The organism is Sulfitobacter sp. DSM 110093, from assembly GCF_022788715.1.
Classification (GTDB): domain Bacteria; phylum Pseudomonadota; class Alphaproteobacteria; order Rhodobacterales; family Rhodobacteraceae; genus Sulfitobacter.
Genome location: NZ_CP085169.1, coordinates 1 through 20250 on the forward strand (window position 1 = coordinate 1; position 20250 = coordinate 20250).

General features: G+C 55.7%; 17 protein-coding genes and 2 pseudogenes. 10 read left to right on the forward strand and 9 right to left on the reverse strand.

What is annotated here, in order from left to right; translation table 11 throughout:
* The 5 genes from repA to DSM110093_RS18320 all read left to right on the forward strand — a co-directional run bounded on the left by repA (position 1) and on the right by DSM110093_RS18320 (position 5954).
* Positions 1 to 1203 carry a plasmid partitioning protein RepA gene (gene repA / locus DSM110093_RS18300; RefSeq protein WP_243268068.1) on the forward strand — a complete coding sequence of 401 codons (1203 nt, stop codon included), beginning with the start codon at positions 1 to 3 and terminating at the stop codon, positions 1201 to 1203.
* The gene (gene repB / locus DSM110093_RS18305; RefSeq protein WP_243268070.1) at positions 1193 to 2194 is read left to right on the forward strand and encodes a plasmid partitioning protein RepB; all 1002 of its coding nucleotides are present in this window, start codon (positions 1193 to 1195) and stop codon (positions 2192 to 2194) included. Before repA ends, repB begins: the two co-directional genes overlap by 11 nt.
* A gap of 244 nt (positions 2195 to 2438) precedes the next feature.
* On the forward strand, positions 2439 to 3743 hold the full coding sequence (locus DSM110093_RS18310; RefSeq protein ID WP_279290866.1) for a helix-turn-helix domain-containing protein: 1305 nt from the start codon (positions 2439 to 2441) through the stop codon (positions 3741 to 3743).
* 1621 nt (positions 3744 to 5364) lie between these two features.
* Positions 5365 to 5622 carry a type II toxin-antitoxin system ParD family antitoxin gene (locus DSM110093_RS18315; protein WP_243268073.1) on the forward strand — a complete coding sequence of 86 codons (258 nt, stop codon included), beginning with the start codon at positions 5365 to 5367 and terminating at the stop codon, positions 5620 to 5622.
* The gene (locus DSM110093_RS18320) at positions 5619 to 5954 is read left to right on the forward strand and encodes a type II toxin-antitoxin system RelE/ParE family toxin (RefSeq protein WP_243268075.1); all 336 of its coding nucleotides are present in this window, start codon (positions 5619 to 5621) and stop codon (positions 5952 to 5954) included. Before DSM110093_RS18315 ends, DSM110093_RS18320 begins: the two co-directional genes overlap by 4 nt.
* A gap of 6 nt (positions 5955 to 5960) precedes the next feature.
* On the opposite strand, the gene DSM110093_RS18325 is transcribed toward DSM110093_RS18320, so the two are convergent.
* A complete protein-coding gene (locus DSM110093_RS18325; RefSeq protein WP_243268078.1) occupies positions 5961 to 7058 on the reverse strand; it encodes a tyrosine-type recombinase/integrase in 1098 nt (365 codons plus the stop codon).
* Positions 7059 to 7215: 157 nt separating this feature from the next.
* Between DSM110093_RS18325 and DSM110093_RS18330 the strand changes: the two genes are divergently transcribed.
* The 3 genes from DSM110093_RS18330 to DSM110093_RS18340 all read left to right on the forward strand — a co-directional run bounded on the left by DSM110093_RS18330 (position 7216) and on the right by DSM110093_RS18340 (position 11208).
* Positions 7216 to 8100 carry a DUF1403 family protein gene (locus DSM110093_RS18330; protein WP_243268109.1) on the forward strand — a complete coding sequence of 295 codons (885 nt, stop codon included), beginning with the start codon at positions 7216 to 7218 and terminating at the stop codon, positions 8098 to 8100.
* Between the two features lie 2 nt (positions 8101 to 8102).
* A complete protein-coding gene (locus DSM110093_RS18335; RefSeq protein ID WP_243268079.1) occupies positions 8103 to 8714 on the forward strand; it encodes an SMC-Scp complex subunit ScpB in 612 nt (203 codons plus the stop codon).
* 778 nt (positions 8715 to 9492) lie between these two features.
* The gene (locus DSM110093_RS18340) at positions 9493 to 11208 is read left to right on the forward strand and encodes a peptide ABC transporter substrate-binding protein (protein WP_243268082.1); all 1716 of its coding nucleotides are present in this window, start codon (positions 9493 to 9495) and stop codon (positions 11206 to 11208) included.
* A gap of 165 nt (positions 11209 to 11373) precedes the next feature.
* On the opposite strand, the pseudogene DSM110093_RS18345 reads toward DSM110093_RS18340, so the two are convergent.
* The 5 genes and pseudogenes from DSM110093_RS18345 to DSM110093_RS18365 form a co-directional block, all read right to left on the reverse strand.
* Positions 11374 to 11783, reverse strand: a pseudogene (locus tag DSM110093_RS18345) (transposase); the annotation flags it as partial.
* 209 nt (positions 11784 to 11992) lie between these two features.
* Entirely contained in the window at positions 11993 to 13294 is a 1302-nt protein-coding gene (locus DSM110093_RS18350; protein ID WP_243268083.1) for a TRAP transporter large permease, read from the reverse strand.
* The gene (locus tag DSM110093_RS18355) at positions 13287 to 13775 is read right to left on the reverse strand and encodes a TRAP transporter small permease (RefSeq protein WP_243268085.1); all 489 of its coding nucleotides are present in this window, start codon (positions 13773 to 13775) and stop codon (positions 13287 to 13289) included. Before DSM110093_RS18355 ends, DSM110093_RS18350 begins: the two co-directional genes overlap by 8 nt.
* 76 nt (positions 13776 to 13851) lie before the next feature.
* Entirely contained in the window at positions 13852 to 14877 is a 1026-nt protein-coding gene (locus DSM110093_RS18360; protein ID WP_243268087.1) for a TRAP transporter substrate-binding protein, read from the reverse strand.
* A gap of 45 nt (positions 14878 to 14922) precedes the next feature.
* Complete coding sequence (locus tag DSM110093_RS18365) at positions 14923 to 17265, reverse strand: cytochrome P450/oxidoreductase (protein WP_243268089.1); 2343 nt, start codon at positions 17263 to 17265, stop codon at positions 14923 to 14925.
* Positions 17266 to 17438: 173 nt separating this feature from the next.
* On the opposite strand from DSM110093_RS18365, the gene DSM110093_RS18370 reads away from it, so the two are divergent.
* The gene (locus tag DSM110093_RS18370; protein WP_243268090.1) at positions 17439 to 18122 is read left to right on the forward strand and encodes a helix-turn-helix domain-containing protein; all 684 of its coding nucleotides are present in this window, start codon (positions 17439 to 17441) and stop codon (positions 18120 to 18122) included.
* Between the two features lie 122 nt (positions 18123 to 18244).
* Here DSM110093_RS18370 and DSM110093_RS18375 read toward each other — a convergent pair.
* Together DSM110093_RS18375 and DSM110093_RS20945 are read right to left on the reverse strand one after the other, a co-directional pair.
* A pseudogene (locus DSM110093_RS18375) lies at positions 18245 to 18451 on the reverse strand (IS3 family transposase); the annotation flags it as partial.
* Positions 18429 to 18644, reverse strand: a complete 216-nt coding sequence (locus DSM110093_RS20945) for an AbiEi antitoxin N-terminal domain-containing protein (protein WP_347568654.1) — start codon at positions 18642 to 18644, stop codon at positions 18429 to 18431. The pseudogene DSM110093_RS18375 and the gene DSM110093_RS20945, both read right to left, overlap by 23 nt.
* Before the next feature lie 14 nt (positions 18645 to 18658).
* Between DSM110093_RS20945 and DSM110093_RS18380 the strand changes: the two genes are divergently transcribed.
* The gene (locus tag DSM110093_RS18380; protein WP_243268092.1) at positions 18659 to 19591 is read left to right on the forward strand and encodes an IS5 family transposase; all 933 of its coding nucleotides are present in this window, start codon (positions 18659 to 18661) and stop codon (positions 19589 to 19591) included.
* Positions 19592 to 19752: 161 nt separating this feature from the next.
* Here DSM110093_RS18380 and DSM110093_RS18385 read toward each other — a convergent pair whose 3' ends face one another.
* Positions 19753 to 20130, reverse strand: coding sequence for a hypothetical protein (locus DSM110093_RS18385; protein ID WP_243268093.1), 378 nt, complete (start codon positions 20128 to 20130; stop codon positions 19753 to 19755).
* Positions 20131 to 20250 lie beyond the last annotated feature (120 nt).

A 20250-nucleotide genomic window follows, 5' to 3' on the forward strand; every position in this document is an offset into this window, starting at 1 on the left:
ATGACAAACGCACTTCATGATAAGCTACGCGCAGACTCCGAAAGGCTGTCGCAGGCGCTTGACAATATGTCGAAGCTCTTTCTTGCTCCGAAGGAAGAGAAGACCCTCAGGACCTTCTCGGGAGCAGAAGTTGCAGAGCTGCTTCGGGTTAGCGGAGGCTACCTGCGTAAATCGCATTTTGAAGGCAAAATTCCTGACGTTGCTCAGAGTACTGGGAACAAGCGCTCCTACACCGCTGAAGACGTTCTGAAGATCCGAAAGATCCTCGATAAGAACGCCAAGGATCCCCATCATTTTCTGCCGGGACGCAAGCCTGATGATAAACTACAAGTCTGGTCGACCGTCAATTTTAAAGGGGGCAGTTCGAAAACGACCTCATCGGTTCATCTTGCATTTCGACTTGCCGCTCGTGGATATCGCGTTCTCTGCATAGATGCCGATCCCCAGGCTTCCCTGACAACCTTCTTCGGATATCAGCCTGAGCTGGACTTCAAGGAAGGCGGAACGCTCTATGACGCGCTGCGCTATACAGACGGTGATACGATCCGCGTGCCCATCACAGATGTGCTGCGCAAAACCTATGTGCCAAACCTCGACCTCGTACCGGGCGGCATCATGCTATCTGAGTTCGAGACCGAAACGCCAATGGCGCTCAGCCGCGGCGAGCAGCCCGTTTTCTTCAACAGGCTGGGGGATAGCCTCCGTCAGGTCGAAGACGACTACGATATCGTCATCATCGATTGTCCCCCACAGCTGGGCTATCTGACTATGGCGGCCGTATGTGCGTCCACATCTCTACTAATGACCGTAATCCCTGAACGGGTCGATCTTGCCTCGGCAAGCCAGTTTCTCAACATGGCCTCCGGTGTGCTTGAGGTCATTCATGGTAACGGCGGCGTCGCAAACTACGATAATTTCGCCTATCTGCTGACCCGCTATGACACCGGCATCAGTACGCAGGTCGATCTTGCTGATTGGATCCGGCAACTGCTCGGCGATAGCGTGATCCCTACCCCTTTCGTGAAGTCGTCGGCAATCAGTGAAGCCGGACTTTCGCAAAAGACGATCTTCGAGGTGGATTTGGCCGGCGCCAAGAACCGCAAGACCTATAACCGCGCGCTTGAAAGCGTCATCGGCTTCTCAAACGACGTCGAGAAGATGATCCAGGCCGCTTGGGGAAGGAATGTATCAGATGAGACGTGATCTACTCGCTAAAAGCCTAAGTCAACTCAGTGAGGCGTCTTCGCCATCCGAAACTCTCGCGCAGCCCCCCTCCCCTATCGTGCAAGAGAAGACTAAAGCGCCAAGCGGACCCAGGTCCTTACAAGCCATGTCCAATGTATTGAGCCAGGTCTCTTCCCAAGCCGCTCAAATGGTGGATACACGTGAGATCGCAGATTCCGCGCTGCAGGACCGTTTTGATACGAGCGATGGACTCGATGATCTGATTGCATCGATCCAGGCTTCCGGACAGGAGCTCCCGGTTCTGCTACGTTACAGGCGTGGCGCCGGTCAGCGGTATGAAGTGGTCTATGGGCGGCGGCGTATCGCGGCTTGCCGTGAACTTGGCATCCCGGTGCGCGCGCTCATCCGTGAAATGGAAGAGCGCGATGCCCTCATGTCGCTCGCACGTGAGAACTCCGCGCGCCTTCAGCGAAGCTTCATCGAACAGGCAGTTTTCGCAACGCGTCTGGACGAGTACGGCTTCGATAAAGATGAGATTTGCGGGCTTCTGGCGGTTGATAAAACGACATTGAGCCGCCTCGCTACCGTGGCCCGTGATGTACCCATCGAGGTCATCGAACGTATTGGCTCTGGTCATGATATTGGCCGTCGGCCATGGTTGGATCTTCGCAAGGCCCTCAAAGAAACTGGTGTCCTCGATACCAACAAGCTGCTTGCGATGGTCCCTGACGAGGAGGACCCCCTCAAGGCTCTGCAGGGCCTCATTGATACGATTCGTACCGCCACCTTGAGCGAAGAGACGCAGCAACAAGTAGCCGCCCCGGTGAGACGCTCTGAACCATTGACGGTGGGCGATAAGCCGGTTCGCTTCGTCAAGAAGCGCGGGAAAATCACCATCGAGACAACGGAAGAATATGCAACTGATTTTATCGAGTATCTTGAGGACCATCTTCTTCAAATATTTGACAGCTGGTCAAGCGAATTGGCCGGTGGTCAAAAGGTTAAGTAATTGATTCTAAATAGTTGACCATGGTCAACTCATCGGACCGAACGACAATAAGAGCCATAATGGCCTCGTAACAACCATAGAGAATAACAAAGAGAAAGGTGGCAGACGCAACGCAAAAAGAAACCCCCCGAAACCGAAGTCTCGAAGGGTCCCATAAGATTTAAGCACCTCATGGATACCTTGCTAGAGAATCGTTTGCAACACCGTTTTTGGTGAATGGTTTCTCTTTGCCGTCTGAAAATTTATGATACAGGCTACAACCACGGTGATTCATACCGGGGAACGGGGGAGCCATCCCCCTACCCGCCTTGGACCAGCACCCCAAGTAACCCGTCGCGATTTGATGACCGCGGTCAAAAGCAGCTCACCGAGCTATGAAATAACGCCAAGTACAATCCTTGTTCTTGAGTCGCTTTTGAGCTTCCTCCCCTGCCGAAATCGCGAAACAGGCGAAGAGGCCCCGCTTAGCTCCGGGGAGCTTCTCGTGGTTTACCCCTCGAATAAATCCATCTGTGAACGTGCCAACCGCATGAATGAGCGAGTGCTTCGGCGCCACATCGCGAAGCTCTGCGATATCGGCTTCATCACGCGCAAAGACAGCGCCACCGGAAAACGTTTCCCGCTCCGGGTCGGCGGGGTTGTGCGTGACGCCTTTGGCTTCGATCTGTCCCCCCTCCTCCAAGCCTACCCCGAGCTGGTGGCCGAGGCAGCAAGGCTCGAACTTGAAGCGGAAGAGCTTCGCTTGACGCGTTCCGTAGCGTTGGCAATTCGGGCTGATCTTCTGCGCGCACCTCAGCAGTTGACCGCGGCACAGATCGACTTTCTCGCTGAGGTGAAGAAGATTCTACGCCGAGCTTCTTTAAAGACAGAAGAGGTGTCAGCTTTGATCTGCGAAATGCGCGAGCTGAAACCTGCCACTGAAGCGCCTCTTTCTGCCAGGGATGAGGATAGCCAGATCGCTCCACCCCATCACAGCATCCCCTACCCTGCACCCGCCGATCAGCTGGGGAATGCAGGCCTCAATGAAATTGCTCTCCGGGAAATTGACCCCGGCCAAAGCGGTGTTGGTGATGAGCTAGAACATGAATTTGAAGCGGCCCAGTCAGACGCTTTGCCAAGCCGAAAAGTCGGCGTTCAGCGCGATGCTTGCCCTCGAAACCTGTTTGCGGAGACGTCGGAAGAGTCCGGCAAGAACGGTCAAATTGTCCGGCAAGTAGAGTCCTTAAAAATAGATCCTAATATGAAAGCGCCCAACGAATATGCCCGGCTTGTCGAAGCATGGGAGCGTTGTCCCAATATCGCCAGCCTCTATCCGAACGCTGTGCAATCTCCGTCTCGTCTGCGGGAAACAGTTTTTCTTTTCGGATCTTTTTTGAATTTGAAAAGTGACGCTCTGGCGAAAGGTGTCGTTTCAATCGGATGGCCGAACATGCTCAGAGCATTGGAATATCTGGCTGAGAATGCGTTACGCATCAAATCACCGGCCGCCTATTTCACCTCAATGATCGATGGCTTCATCGCGGGCAAACCGGTTGCAGGCATGCGTTGAACCTAACATGATCCGGGGCTTAGCCCAAATTGACCGCGGTCAATTCTCCTGAATCTGATACGGTGCCTTCTTAGAATACTGTGATCGACCTGAAAGGGACCGCAGTCAATCGAGATCAAGTGGACATCTCGAACCCTTCAGTTTCCTGATGAAAGCGCTTCAGACGTCTCAGATATGGTCGGAGCTTCAACCGCGATGTCGCGCGTGACATGAGACATTGGTATACAGGTAGTAAGCTTGTCATCAGCATTAATCCTGATCCGCCAGTCAGGTTCCCACAGATGTTCTGGCCCCCGGACCCGAATGTATTTTTTTACCTGAACAATCATATCAGATATTCTGTATCCTTCTGAGTTGCTCTGATTAATACTATCTAGCTTGCATGAAAAGCCTCAGCCTGTGAAGAAATAGATCTTTTCCGAACCGCGCGCTTTAGCATTTCTTCACTCTGCGGAATCCGGCTCGGGTCGCAGCGGCTTCAAGGTTGTAGCCAAAGCGCTACTTTGAACCGGTCGTTGAATAGTCGGGGCACTCTGGGAGATAGTAAATTGTCGAGTTCCTGTTCCCGATTACTGGAGCTGCCGTTTCAGGAGCTTTAGCCGGCTCGGCGGAAAGGAACGACGCGTTGTCAAATTGACCGCGGTCATTTCTAACTGTTGGGTAGATGACCGGCTCGGCGTCCGGGTTCAGCGACATTAAGCCGGGATATGATTCGACACCCTTTCAAACCCCTGAGCATGGGTGACTCCCAGAGTTGATGCGGAAATCCCAGCCTGCGCTGTCCTGAATAGGAAGGCTCACGACGCGCGGCGCCCAGATATTATCATAGAGGTTGGAGATGAGTGTAGTGCCGCCTAGGCTTATCACAGTTGCCACGAACTGGCTGACTGGGTCCCATACCGCTTCCGTCGGAGGCAAGTTGAAAACGACCGCAACGAAAGCCTGGGTGCCTTCAAAACTCTCATTCAGCTGAACGAGGTAGAATCGCAGGACAAGCGCTCCCTTCTCTCGTTCAGCCGTTGATTTTTATAGTTTGAATGTACCGCGACCAAGACGAACTGAAACCCATTGGCGGGCACGAAATGCATAGAGATGGGCCCTTGCACGAAGACTTCGCGATCGTCCAGATAGAGAACAGCGACATCGACTAAAGTTATTCTACCTGTGCATTAAAGGAAGGAGTAGGAGGCATGCGATACTAGAGCGTCCCATCGCGCGCCAGTTTTAGCCTTGAACGACCGGATCAGCTGATCCGCGCCTTCTACACCCATGACTTTTTGATCTGGGATCAAGTCAAATTGAAGCACGGCCTGCACGACCGCGGTCAAGTCCTTCCCATTATTCCATCCGAGATGTTCGATATTCTAACCTGAGATAGTGGCATCCGCGTAAACCGGTGAGGACAACTAGAATAGAAATTTGAGTCACAGAAATTTTTTGATATTATTTATTTCCAGGCACGAGGTAACTCCTTCCGATCGTCTTCCGCGCGGGGCAGGGGCACAGAAACGAGATAGTGACGGGATGAGAGGTTATCTAATGGCTGTTCCTCGCCCAAAATCGGTCTCCATTGACCAAGACTTCGCATTGGCATATAATGCCAATAGGGGAGATTCGACCGATGGTGACCCGCAACGTTGTCCTGACCGAAGCCCAAGACCATTTGGTTCAAGCACTGGTGGCGTCCGGGCGCTACCAGAATGCGAGTGAAGCCCTGCGCGCTGGCCTGAGGCTGCTCGAGCAGGAGGAGGCGCAGATCATGGGGAACCGCGAAAGGCTTCTCGAGGGTCTGGCGCAGGCCAAGGCGGGTGATTTTGCTGAGGGCAGCGGCAAAGATGCGATCTGTAGGGCCTTTGCTACTGCGCGCGCGCGTTCATGAGCCAAGCCTTCCGGCTAACCCGTCGTGCGGAAGCCAGCCTTACTGAACTCGCTATATGGACGGTCGAAACTTTCGGACTCCGCCAAGCAGAGCTTTATGAGGTAGAATTACTCAACCGCTGTGAACGCATTCTGAATGACCAAGCCCATAGTCGGAGTTGCGTAGCTCTCGTTGGTGATGGCGAAGACCTACGGTTCATGAGGGCAGGGGAGTATTTCCTAGTCTTTCTAGACCGATCGGAGGAGGTTATCATCGTGGATATCCTCCATTCCCGAAGCGATCTCCCGCGCCATGTTGCCTCGCGTTTGGCTTTGCAATCCGAAGACACCTGATCCTCGTCACAATCCGGCTGCCTTCGTCAGGTTCACTCGGAACCGGTCGCGCCGGCGTTGATAGAGGCGCGTCATTTCGGCTGAAGCGTGCCCGAGCTGCTTCTGGACATAGCGTTCATCAACCTCTGCCGAACTGGCTAGGCCGGCACGCAGCGAATGACCGGAAAACAGCGCGAGCCGGTCCTTTTCAGGTAGGTCGGCACGAATTCCGGCGTCCAAGACCGTGCGCTTGATCAGCCGCACGACATGCTTGTCGTTTAATCTCTTCTCGGATGCTCTTTTGCCATCCTGCGACGTGCCGACAAAGACCGGACCGGAGTTGATCTTGGCGAAATTCAGCCATTGTTCGAGTGCGTGCACGGGGCAGGTCTGGTCCTTGGAACCGCGGCCAATTTCGACCTCGCGCCAGCCAGTCTTAGCATTGAGAGTGAGCAGGGCGCCCTTGTCGAAGATCGCGATCCAACCGCCGGAATCCGGCGTGTCATCCTTGTGAGCGTCGAGGCTGATGATCTCCGACCGACGCAGCCCGCCCGCATAGCCGATCAGTAGGATGGCCCGGTCTCGCAGACCGCGCAGGTCGTAAGGCAAGGTGGCTACCATCGCGAGAATGTCCTCGGCCAGGATCGCCTCCTTCTGCACCGGCGGACGGGCGTGTTTGCGTTTGATGCCGGCCAGCACGGTGGCGATATGGCGGTTCTTGCGATCGAGGTTGAAGCCGCGCTGAGTGTAGTTCCAGCGAAGGCCAGAAAGACGGCGCTCGATGGTCGAAACTGAGAGGGCAGGTGCCTTTCCCGTGGGTGCCGCCAAGTTGGCGAGGTAGAGGCCGATCATCTCGGGTGAAGGCGGCAAGGGCTCCGTTCCTTTCAATCTGCACCAGCGGGCAAAGTGCGCCCAGTCTTTTGCATAGGCAGTCAGGGTGTTCTCAGAGGCCGCCTGTTTTGCATAGCCGCGTGCGGTTTCTACCAGCTGATCGAGGGCGCCTGAGCCAGCCACATGCGAGGGCAGGGAGATGCCGTCACTTTTCTTTTGCTCTCTCGCGTCACCCTGAGCATTTTCGGATGTGCTAGGGCGTGCTGAGCTCAGCTTCGCGTCCTCTGTGGCCATGTTTCCCCCAAAATTTCACGAATATTACGACTGTGCTAAAGCATATCTTTTTACTTCCGATAATGTAAGATTATTGGACATATCTAACCGTAGCAATGTTGGGCGGTTTTGTCGCTATTTTCTGGCATAAAGAGCCGCCTCGATGTATGCTTCGTGCATGACCTTTGCCCGCGCGAATTCAATCGAGTGTCTTGCCACGCTACCTCGGATGCCTGACTGGGTCACCTCCGGACGAGCCGAAACCCCTGAAGATGTGGCGTTTTTGTCGGGTGCGGCGCTTGCTCAACTGGATCAGGTGTTGGCACGACACGAAGTCCCCAAAACTTTATTGCGGGAACGTCTCGCGCTGCGTGCCGCTGAGGCAAGTGTGTCGTTTTCTGGCCGTTCTGAGCGGACTCGAGACTTGCGGGACGCTGTTCACTTATTGCGCCCGGGTGATCTACCGGGACCGGCAGGTGGGGACTACCTGGCTTGGCGTTGCGCAGCCGAGCGGCCGGTGTCTATTACGGCTCTGAGCCGCGCCGTACCGACCCTTGAGCGGGAGCAGATCGCTATGTGGCTCGATGCGGGGCAGGGGGCGCCGGTCTCTCGCGCGGCCATGGTGTTGGAGATGGTCCTGACCGATGCGCCGCGGGAAGAGCTGTCGGCGCTTATCTTGACGGATGCGGCCCTCGCGCAGGCGCTCGGCTGGGATTATCTTGTGCCGTTGTTGGCCCAAGGCCTGAACCGTGCTGACTTGAGAAAGCGAGGCGAAGACCTGCGTCGGGCCTGTCATCGCGCGATCATCTCATCGGCCGCGGAGGCCGTGCGGCTCTCCGCCGGCCTTGCGCGTCGGACAGCTCATCTGAAAGCAGTCGCCCCCAAGCTCCGGGCGAAAGCGGCAAAGCAGGCGGTTGAGATTTTTCTAACCCGTGACGCCGTGACCCCGTCCGCGTTGCCTTTGCCAGATCGGGCGGCGCGGCGGCTATGTGATCGTTTGATTGCGCTCGGCGCGGTGCGTGAATTGACTGGTCGTGAGACGTTTCGGATCTACGGGGTTTAGGTATGGCAAAAAATCGCCCCGCGTCAGAGCTCGACCGCGAGCTTGCCGACCTTCCAACCGAGCTACGCTGGCGCGAGTGGATGCGCCGGATTGAGGCGGTGCTGTTCGCCAGTGCATCGCCTATTAAACGCGATGATTTGGCGCGGGTGGTGGGGGAGGGGGTGTCGGTCGACCTGCTGATTGAAGACCTGTCCGTAGACCTCGAGGAACGGTCCTTTGAACTTTCTCAAGTTGCCGGTGGATGGGTGTTTCGGACGCGGGCCGCTTATGCCCCAGCGATCCGCCTTGCTGCGGACGTAGATGATCAGTTTACGGACCTGAATGCGTTCGACGTCGCAGTCCTCGCCGCCGTTGCCTATCATCAACCAATCACCCGCGATGGGTTGAAAGACATCTTCGGCAAAGAGATTAGCCGGGACCTGATTGGGCGGTTACATGCGCACAACCTAATCGGGGCCGGGCCAAGGGCGCCCCGTCGTGGCGCGCCCTACACCTTCGTTACTACAGAGCAGTTTCTCGTCGCATTTGACCTTGAGACTTTGCGCGATCTGCCCAACAGAGAACAGCTGGAAGACGCAGGCTTAAATGCAGAGAGCGACAAGGCCAACATATAAGTGCTTTTCAAAACCATTTGCTTTGTGCAGTTTTTTGGTCGAAAGCAATTTTAGGGTGTCGGGTGACGCCCTATTCTACCTCGGCTTGCACTTCCATGGGCCGCGGTAAACTGCGGCGGCCTTCGTTCCATTCCCTGGTTCTTGAGGGTCGTCGCCTTTCTTCGCACATCCCAAAGTGCATCAGGTTGGGCATACCAGTGGAAATCTGCCCCCGTCTTTGCTTTTTCCTAAAGCGCACGTATATGCATTTTGTGAACGACAGTTGTAGTTCATTCACGCCGGTGCATCCTCCCTGCAGCGCCGAATAAATGCGGTGACCCTTTCCCCTTTACACCCCAGGTGGGTCGTCGCCACTTTTTCCGCAGACTGCGCTGCCGAAACAAGTACATGCGGTGAGTTAACCCCCCAGTATGATAGCCTCGTTTGGTGTGCGTGTAGAGACTGACAACCAATTCAGAAGTGATGATCGGCTCGGTATCAGGGCAGTTTGTAGGGAAATATTTCGCGCGGTTCACCGCCACCGAAACCTTAGGTGGAAGCTTGATTGCCCATTTGCCGTGTCCTTTAGAATAGCGTTTGAGAGGGTCCGCGATTTAGAATGGAACCCATGGTGTACTTGGCTTCCGGGCTTGAATAGCTCTCGGTAATGGTGCGGCTTTGTCGGGAAGATGCCTGCTCTGCCGCCACCGTGAGTCCTCAGCCTTGTAAATCGGTAAGAATCTGTTTGATTGGTTAAGTAATTATTCGCGTTCAACACGAACAGATCAGAGGATAGACCATGCGGTTCACAGCACATTTACTCGGAGCAACCTCGATGACCTTGCTGTCATCAATGGCGTTTGCCCAAGAGGGCGAGCGCGGTCGCGATGATCAACTCAACATTATCTACTGGCAAGCGCCTTCAATCTTGAACCCCTATCTATCCGGCGGTGTGAAAGAGCGCGATGCTTCCAGCATGGTGCTTGAGCCTTTGGCCAACGCCGATGAGAAAGGCGAGCTTGTTCCGAAACTGGCAGTCGAAATCCCAACGGTCGAGAACGGCGGCATGACCGAAGACTTAACTGCTATTACCTGGAAGCTGAAAGAAGGGGTGACTTGGTCGGACGGCACGCCTCTAACAGCCGATGATGTAAAATTTACGGCAGATTACTGCATGAACCCCGAAGGTGGTTGCGCCCAGCTGTCCAAGTTTAATGACGTCAAAAATGTCGAAGTCATTGATGACCGGACGATAACAATCCATTTCGTTGAGCCGAAACCTTACCCGTATCTGCCTTTTGTTGGGGCGGCCTCGCCTATCCTTCAGGCTGCACAGTTTGCTGAATGCGCCGGTGCGCGGGCGCCAGGCTGTACCGAGGAAAACTTCAATCCGATTGGCAGCGGCCCGTTTGTGGTCACGGACTTTCGGCCAAATGATTCTATCCAGCTTGTTGCAAACGACAGTTATCGCGATCCCGCCAAGCCCGCCTTTGCCAAGCTGAACTTTAAAGGCGGTGGAGACGCCGTTTCAGCCGCGCGCGCCGTAATGGAAACCGGTGAGTTTGATTACGCGTGGGATTTGTTGATGGCACCTGACGTGCTGGAAACAATCGCAGAGGGCGGTACGGGAAAGCCTATTTTTGAGTTCGGTCCCCTTGTCGAGCGGATCGAAATCAATATGACGAACCCTTCTCCGGACCTGCCCCCGGAAACGCGAGCCACGGTTCAGGAGCCTCATCCTTTTCTTATCGACCGGAATGTTCGGCAAGCCATGAGCATGGCAATCGATCGCGAATTGCTCAACGAAATCGGCTACGGTCAGGCAGGACGGCCAACCTGCAATCTGGTTCCCGCACCGCCGATTTATAGCTCTGACAATACTGAATGTATGACGCAGGATTTGGAAGCTGCGAAAGCACTTTTGGATGAAGCAGGCTGGCTGGACGAAGACGGGGACGGCGTACGCGAGAAAGACGGTATGCGTCTGTCGATCGTGTTTCAGACCTCTACCAACGCCGTGCGTCAAGACTTCCAGGCGCTGATCAAAGACTGGTGGAACCAGATCGGCATCGAGGTTGAGTTGCGTAACATCGACGCGTCGGTCTTTTTCGGCGGCGACCCCGGTAGCCCCGACACTTTTCCCAAGTTCTATGCCGATGTCGAAATGTATGCGAACCTCTATGACGGCACTGATCCGCAAGCCTATCTCGCGCAGCGCCGTTGTGGGAATGAGCCAAAGCCATCAACCCAGTGGCAGGGCGAGAACATCAACCGCTTTTGCGATGAGGAATACGACTCCCTGCTGGATGAGCTATCTCGCACCAGCAAGATCGAAGATCGCGCGCGTCTGGTTGAACGTCTGAACGACATTATCACGACCGAGAGCAAATCCATGCTGCCGCTAATCAACCGCGCGGCGGTGGCAGCACAGGGTAACACGCTTGGTGGCGTCAAGCTGAACGCTTGGGACAGCGACCTGTGGAACGTCGCGGACTGGTATCGCACCGAAGGCTGAAAAAAAGCGGTGGCCTTTATCGGGCCACCGCTTCAACATTCAGACGATTGTCTGTCTCCAGATCTCATGGGCCAGAGCGGACTGCCACAACTTCGATTTCAACCAGCCAAGCCGGGGTCGCCAATCCCGCGACGGTGAAGACCGACCGCAGCAGAGACTCCGTGCGCCAAGGATCTGAGTTTTCCAAGCATAGAGCGTCGGCCGACTAACTCCGAACTTTTCGGCTAGGGCCTGGGCACTTTCATGACGACTATATAGCCCGACCACAGCAGCCTGTTTCGCGGCGTCAGAGTGATTGCCAGGGCCATATGTCGCGTTGGAGGCCGTCTTCGTGGCAGGAAAGGCCTCGCGCACCTAAACAGTCGGCGTGGCTCGGCCTGGATAGCCCAAAGCGCGCGCGTCGCCGATCGTATCTGCAAGTCCTGCAGACGTTGGTATTTTTGATGCCACCCTCTCAAGGCGTTCTTCGTTGGATACCCCAACTCACGGATGGTGTCACGGATGGTGGCCTGCACGCGCTTGCCGAGCTTGATATAAAGCTTAACCGCGCGCAGTCGTTCTTCGTAGCTGTACATGGACTATCTCCAAGATAGTCCAACTTTTCGTCCGCACCTCCGTGTGATTGAGTTTCTTTCCTACGAATAGGCACTCAGGCTGGCCGGTTGACTCATTCGCAATAAGCATGCCGCTGCAACAGTGCGGCATGCTTATATTCCCTTGGAGCACCTAGAGCCCCGAATATGAAGTCTTCGCGACCCGGCCTATCCATCGCGCAGGGAGCTGTTCAGAAGGTCTGGCTTGGCAGCCATAGTACAATCGCAGGAAAGGCCAAAAGTATCGCCAGCCGTAGAATATCAGCTAGGATGAACGGCAGGATGCCCTTAACGACTGTGGTTTGCGAAACGTCACGGGCGGCGGCTTGCACCACAAAAAGGTTCATTCCGATTGGGGGCGTGATCAGCCCAATTTCAGCAACCGTAACCACCACAATCCCAAACCAGATTAAGTTAAAGTCCAACTCCAGCGCCACGGGGGCCAATAGAGGCACAGTCAGCAAGATCATCGACATCGCGTCCATGAAACACCCAAGGATCACGTAAAAGATCAAGATCATCACCATAACCGATAGCGGACCGAGCCCTGAACTGCGGATCTGATCGATCAACATTTGGGGCAGGCCAGTATTCTCAAGAAAGAAGTTGAAAAGCGCCGCACCGATCAGAATGAAAAAGATCATCGCGGTTAATCCCGCCGTTTCAAACACGGACAGGCTGAGCACTTCGCGGTTCAACTCACCCGAGAATACGGCCAGAAAAAAGGCACCGACTGCGCCGACGGCTGCCGCCTCGGTGGGAGAGAACCAACCAAGATAGATTCCTCCGATGACCAACCCGAACAGTGCAAGTACCTGCCAAACTTGGCCAAGGTATCGCAAGCGCGTGCCCCAGCCTGCTCTTTCGGCCGGAGGTGCCATTTCAGGCTTTATGCGCACCTGTACCATGATGGCGCCTGCGTATAGCAGCGCGCCCAGAATGCCAGGTACCAGCGCCCCGATGAACAACTGGCCAATAGAACTTTGCGTGAGCAGACCGTAAATTACCAACAGAATCGAGGGCGGGATCAAAACACCCAATGTGCCCCCTGCGGCGACGGTAGCGGTGGAAAGCGATGGGCTATAACCGTGACGCTTCATCTCGGGCAAAGCGACGCGGCCGATGGTGGCCACGGTCGCCAGCGATGATCCACAAATCGCGCCAAAGAAGGCGCTCGCGCCAACGGTTGTCACTGCCAGCCCGCCTCGCCTGTGACCAATAAACGCATTGATAGCATTGAACAGCGACCGGGATAGCCCGGCATGCGACGCAAACACGCCCATCATGACGAATAGTGGAATCACTGAGAACGAATAAGGAAAGATTGATTCAAAAGGGCTGGATCCGAGGATGTAAGACACGCCCATCCAGCCGTTCAGATACCAGTAGCCCAAGGCCCCAATGACACCCATCGAGATCGCAACCGGCAGGCCAAGTGCGATCAGCACCAGCGCCGCAACAAAGCCTGCCACGCCAAGGATTGGATCACTCATAACCAAGCTCCCGTCTTAGCGATACCGCGAGTTCCATGACGATCGCCAACAGGGACACCGCCAAACCGATCAGCAGCGGATACCAATACCACGCGATTGGAATGCCCAACTGCTGAGACTTGTCGCCAAACATGGTTCGGGTCTCGAACGTCAGATAGCCTTGCCAGAGCATCAGGGCGACCAGCACCAAACTTGCCGTAGCAGCCAGCAGCTTCAGCGGAATCATTAACGGGCCTGGCATCACCGACAGAAGAAAATCAACACTGACATGGGCCGCGGTGAAGAATGCGAAAGGCATCGTCAGCCAAGCGCCAGTGACAACGAACAATTGCACCAGATCGACCACACCTTCGATAGGATAGCCAAAGCGGCGCCCTACAACATCGACGACTGTCACGGAGGCCGCCGCGCCAAAAGCGGCGACACCCAAGACGGCTAACCCATTGATCAGCCAACCGGCAATCTTCGAAACCTGTTCCACGTGATCCCCTCCCCTTCAAAAAGGACCGGCCCAAGGTTGCTCCCAGGGCCGGAACTCGCGACGCAATCCCGCAGGATCAGTCCTGCGCCGCTTCAAATTCGGCAATCTTCTCCTGCATCGCCTGATAGATTTCGACACCATTGTCGATGCCTTCATCCTTCACCGACGCGAGGTAGCTATCCATCATCGGCTGCAAGGCTTCACGCCAGCGAGCACGCTCTTCGGGTGAAAGTTGGGTAATTTCATGGCCCGCATCAATCGCGTCTTGACGGCCCGGCACGTCCCATTCGCTCCACCAATCGCCGAACTTACCCACCAATTCTGCACCTGATGCCTGATCGACGCAGGCCTGCGCTTCTGCGCTTAGGCTGTCATAGGACCGCTGGTTCATGATGTAGAAGAACGACACAGTATAGGCACCGAGATCCAAGTGGTAGTTCAGCACTTCGTTCAGGCCAAAACTTTTAACAGGGTCCCACGGGAAAACAGTGCCATCAATGACGCCACGTTGCAGGCTTTCATAGACCTCGCCCGGCGGTAGGCCCTGGGGGTCGGCGCCCAGGGCGGACAGCATTTCAGAAACCGCTGGGCTGGGCGTTCGGATGCGCAACCCATCCATATCCTTCATTGTCTCGACTTTTTTCTCGTTTGTGTGCAACAACCCACCGTTATGGGCATGCAGTGCCAGCACCTTAAGTCCATCATATTCTTCGGCCAGATGTGTCGGTAGCAGTTCCCACAGCGCATAGCTGGCAGCCCCTGCGTCATTGGTAAGGAAAGGCATGTCAATCAAAGAGGTGCGCGGGAACCGCCCGCGTGGAATCCCGTGTAGCCCGTGCGCGATGTCAACTACACCCGCCATAACCTGTTCTTGCTGCCGCGCGACGTTGCCCAGTTGGCTGCCTGCAGGAAAGATCTCAAACTGGACCTCGCCACCGGTGCATTCGGTCACCTGTTCGGCCCAAGGAACGATAAAATCGGTGTGAATCCCGTGTACTGCGGGCAGGTAGTGGCTAATCTTGAGCGTTGTTTCCGCCTGAGCGGTTGTGGCCAAGGTCGCAGTCGCGGCTACGCTGGCAATGAGGATATTCTTAAGTGACATTTTGAGGTCCTCCCTGTTTGTCGTCGTCATTCTGTGATTGTTCTCTTAAAGGGCAAGCTTAATTCGCGCCCCGTTCTTGGATCGCGAACAGCAGGTCATCATACGGTTGCTTTCGGCACGTTCGGCCCGCGTTAGAACCATGTCTCGGTGGTCGATTTCTCCCTCGACCACGGCCACCTCGCATGATCCGCACAGCCCTTCGCGGCAATCGCAGGCGACATCGATCCCTGCCGCCATGATCGCATCCAGCAAAGTAGTGTCGGCAGCGACTTTGATTACCAAACCTGAGTCCGTCAGTTCCGCCTCAAACGCCTGCTCTTTGTCGGGGTCAATGCCCGTGGCGCTGGTCGAAAAATGCTCGAAGTGGAATGTGCCTTCGGGTAGATCCTTGGTCAGCGTCTCCAGCGCACTCAGCAGCCCCTTAGGCCCGCATGCGTAGATTTGGGCGCCATCTTCCAGACCCGCGACCATGTCGGGCAGGTCCATCCGATCACCTTCGTCCCCTGCATACAACGACAGGCGCGCGCCGTGATCGCGGGTCACACGGTCCAAAAACGCCATGGTTGATTTAGATCGGCCAGCATAATGGAGTGCATAACTCTGCCCCAAGGCCTTTAGACGGTCGGCCATCGCAAGGATCGGCGTGATCCCAATGCCGCCCGCAACAAGCACCACATGCGGCGCGGTTTCATCAAGCCGGAACAGGTTCGATGGCCCGCGCATACGGATTTCCGCGCCAGCACTGAGGGTTTCATGAATATGCCGAGACCCGCCACGCCCTAGTTCCTCGCGCAGAATAGCAACACGATAGCTGTCACTCTCGGGCACACCACATAGCGAATACTTACGGTCATACGCGCCAACGCAGAGCTCAATATGCGACCCGGCAGTCCATTTAGGCAAGGGGCGACCCTGCGCGTCTTCAATGGTCAGGCCAAGGATGCCGTCAGCCTCTTGGCGCACCTCCGCGATCCGTACCTTTCGCGCGATGTCGCGCCGTGCGGGGGGGCCTACGGCAAAGGTGCGACGGGGGTGGATCGCATTCGGGTCGGTTCGCTCTGGGTTCTGTGCGGGATCCCATTCGACCCACAGTTCATTCGGTCCCCGGAATGAGGTGTTGGGTAGGTAGTCAAATTCCTGCTCGGACAGCCGCAAATGGGGCAGGCGGCGGGTCACTTCTTCGAGGAAGATCCGCATTTCCATCCGCCCGATGTTCTTGCCCATACATTGATGCGCGCCATAACCGAACGTCAGGTGGTCAATGGCATTGTCGCGGTAGATATCAAAGGTATCAGCCCCTTCGAAATGCCGTTCATCCTGATTGCCAGAGGCCTGCACAATCAACAACTTTGCGCCCTCGGGCAGATCGACACCATTCAATGTTGTCGGCGCCGTGGTCTGGCGGCGCCACGCGACGATTGACCCAGCATAACGCAGACATTCCTCAACCGCATTGGGGATCAGGGAGGGGTCCGCACAGATATCGTTCCAAGCATCGGGATGCGTCAGCAGGGTTTTGAACATGTTGGCAGACGCCAGCGAGGTCGTTTCATGCGCCGCGACGATGATCGCCATCATCATCGAATGCACATAGCTGTCGGTAACAATCTCGGGCATCTCAGCGTTCATGCGAATAGTGTGATGCATCCAACCGGTTCCCTCCGGCTCGGCACGCATCTTTTCGATGATCTCACCCGCATATTGCCAGAAACGCCCTACATCGTGGGCGACTTCGATCTGCTTTTGATCCGAAGGCTTGCCCCATGTGTTCACCGAATGCGCTACGGAAAAGGTCTTGAGGGTGGCAATTTCGTCTTCGGGAACGCCAAGGAAATGCAGCGCCACCAGCAGCGGCACTTCGTATAACATGCCATCAATCAAATCGACCCGCCCGCTGTCGATAAAAGCATCAATCTTTTCGCGTGTCAGGCGACGGATCATATCCTGCTGCTGTTCCAGATTCTCGGGCATGAAGTGGTCAAGCAGTGCGCGCCGCCGCTCCATATGCGCGGGCTCGTCCTCGTTCACCATGGTGCGGGCCATAGCGTAGTCATAGCCCTTGAGGATCTCTTGCGCCTCTGCTGTGGCGGGGGTGATCTTCTCCAAAACGTTCCGTGGGGAAAACAGGATAGGGTCGCGAAACACCGCTTTGATGTCATCGTACCGGGAAACCACCCAATATCCCAGTTTTGGGGCGTAAAAAACCGGGAGCTGGTCGCGCGACCAACGCAGAGCTTCGGCCGGATCAAGCTGATATGGCCCTTCGAAAGCATCAAATGCCTCCGCCATAGCCGTCGGATCTGTAACTGGACAACCACGCTCCGCGCCCGGAGAGCCCGCTGTGCCAAATGGGCAGCCCTTATCTTTGCTCACGGTTTGGTCGACCATCCTTTCGCTCCCCCTCAGTCACGATGCTCCGAGTCCGTTCTATTTTACGTATAATGAACAGACAATCACTAATATAGTTACATCTTGAGATTTTATGGGCGAGTTAGTAACGATATACGCAAAACATATTATCAATTCACACTGAGCCATCCAGCAAAGGGACCGATTGCACAATGACCACCGGCAAGCTGCAGACACTCGACCGCGGCATCGAAGCATTGTTACTGGTGGCTGAAGCACCAGAGGGATTGACAGTTGGCGAGATTGCCTCACGGCTGGATCTTCACCGCGCGGTTACGTACCGCATTGTCGCGACACTGGCAGAACGCTGTATGCTGCGACGGGTTGCCAACGGTCGCATCGTGTTGGGCGCTGCGACTTATCAGCTGGGCGCATCCATAGTGGATAGCATTCGCTCCCATGCCCTACCCGTTTTGGAACGCCTCGCTGAAACCACCGGTGCCACTGCATTTCTTTCGATGGCTGACGCTGAGGAATGTGAGGTTGTGATGACCGCTGAACCGCGTGAGGTGGCGATTGCGATCCACTACCGGGTTGGCCGTCGGCATCCTATCACTCGGGGGGCTGCTGGGATCGCAATTCTTGCGGCGCGCCCTGAAACCAGCATGGATACACCAGATATCCGCTTTGCCCGTAACCATGGTTACAGCATCACTCAAGGCCAATTGCATAAGGGCGCGGTGGGCGTATCCAGTGCCGTGCGCCTCTCTAGGGGTGGTCGTGCTCCGCAGGAATTTTCGATCGGAGTCGTGGCGTTGGAAGATCTGAAACTTGAGGAAGCGGCGCAAGCTGTGCTGGATGCAGCTCAGACCCTATCAAAAGCCGTCGGACGCTAAACTAGAAAGCAGATTAACATCGTCAAATTAAACGAAGCTCTCACCGGCATCGGCGAGGCGGGCACGCTCCCGGCTGGTCCTGCACTTTTCACCGTGGGTGCGGCCAAAAACTTGGACTGTTTTCATGGCATAAGGCCGAGGCTTTTATGGTACTCGATTGGGCTTCTGCCACCAAGGGACATCTTGATGCGTGTTTCGTTATACCAGCGGATGTAGGCGTCAACCTCGTCAATAAACTGGGCCACGGTGAAGGCCTGCCAATCGCGAGGATAGAAGAACTCAGTCTTCAGACGTCCGAAGAAGCCTTCACATGCGGCAATATCCTGCGAACTCGCCCCAGCCGCGTTGGACATAAGCGTAGGACGAACGTCGACCTATCCCATGGTGTTCAAGCCAGGGGGAGTCTACGAGGAACCCCGCGGGGACAGCCTCAAGAAGGTTCTTTAGTTTTTCGTGTGTTTGTCCACTCATAGGCTTTGTTGCACAAATCGGCTGATGGGATTCACTGTATGAATCCAGCATGATAGCTGGAGAGCATGAGCAGTTGGGCCCCTAGGAAGTACAAGACGACGAATTGGTCGTCTTACAATGACAGCTTGAAGCGGCGCGGATCGTTGTCAATCTGGTTTGATCCCGAGATGGTTTGGACGCCTCCGCGTAGCGGCAAGCGCGGTCGGCAACAGCAATTCAGTGACGCCGCTATTCAGACCTGTCTGACCTTGAAGGTGCTGTTCGGGATGCCGCTGAGGCAGACAACAGGGTTCGTCCAGAGCCTGTTGCGGCTGGTCGGGCTGGACTGGGCAGTGCCAGATTTCAGCACCTTATGTCGTCGCCAGCGAACACTGAAGGTGAGCCTGCCGTATCGCGGGTCCAAGGGTCCGCTGAATCTCCTCATAGACAGCACCGGTATCAAAGCTGAGGGTGAAGGTGAATGGAACGCCCGCAAGCATGGTGGTGCGAAACGGCGTATTTGGCGCAAGATACACATCGGAATCGACGAAAAAACATTGGAGGTTCGGGCCGTGGATATCACAAGCAGCAACGTGGGTGATGCGCCGATGCTGCCCGAGTTGCTTGACCAAATTCCACCCGACCAGGACATTGGATCGGTCACTGCTGACGGGGCCTATGACACGCGCAAGTGTCACGACGCGATTGCCGTCCGAAATGCTCACGCTGTTATTCCACCGCGCAAGAACGCCAAGCCCTGGAAGCCCACAAGTGCCGGAGCCGTCGCTCGCAACGAAGCAGTAAATGCGCAGCGGTATCTGGGAAAGGCTCTCTGGCGACGGCTGGCAGGATACCACCGCCGGAGCCGCGTCGAAACGAAGATGAACTGCATCAAACTGTTGGGCCAATCCGTTATGGCCCGGGACTTCGACCGGCAGGTCGCGGAAATCCAAATCCGTATCGCCGTGCTCAATCGCTACACCGCTCTTGGCATACCCGTTACTGAGCTCGTAGGATAAGTCCGTCCGGGGAAAGGGGAAGTCTGGACATCACCTGATTTGTGCAACAAAGCCCCATGTCAGTGCTCGATGGTGTTTCCGGGCTGGGAAATGGCGGGTTATTTGATCACCTAAGCGGTGGATGTTCCCATGTCGACGGGGGGTGCGGTCGGCTTTTAATCTTAAGGTGAGGCCTTTGTTTTGACGATTCCGAAGAAGCTACAGGTGTCGCCATGCAGTACGCTACATTCTTTCGCGGGCATGATTTTTGCCAGGCCGTAGTCTGTTTCGCGCAAGACCAAAGTGCAGTCGCGCCCCTTCGCATTTTGGCTGAAGCTGAGGGCTCCATCAGGCAGCGCAACGAGTTGTCCGGCGACGTCCCCCACGCAAGCTGATCCTTTGACGCCAAGGGATGCCTGGCCGTTGGCGATTTCTAGAATGCCGGTTCCGCCGTCTTGTGCTGTTTTGTAGCTGCCGTCGGTGAGCTCGAGGGCCTGTGCGCCATTGGTGAACAGGTAGATTGCTGCGAGCCCCCCAGCCAGGGTAATTGCGTTTCTCATGAGTTTACCTTCCTTTCAGTTTGGCGGCGGAAAGAGGTCTCAAGTGGGTGTGTTTCTGCTCTTATCGCCTGCAAGCGTTATTGGCCGACGTGCCGTTTGAGATGTGCGTTTCTCTCATTT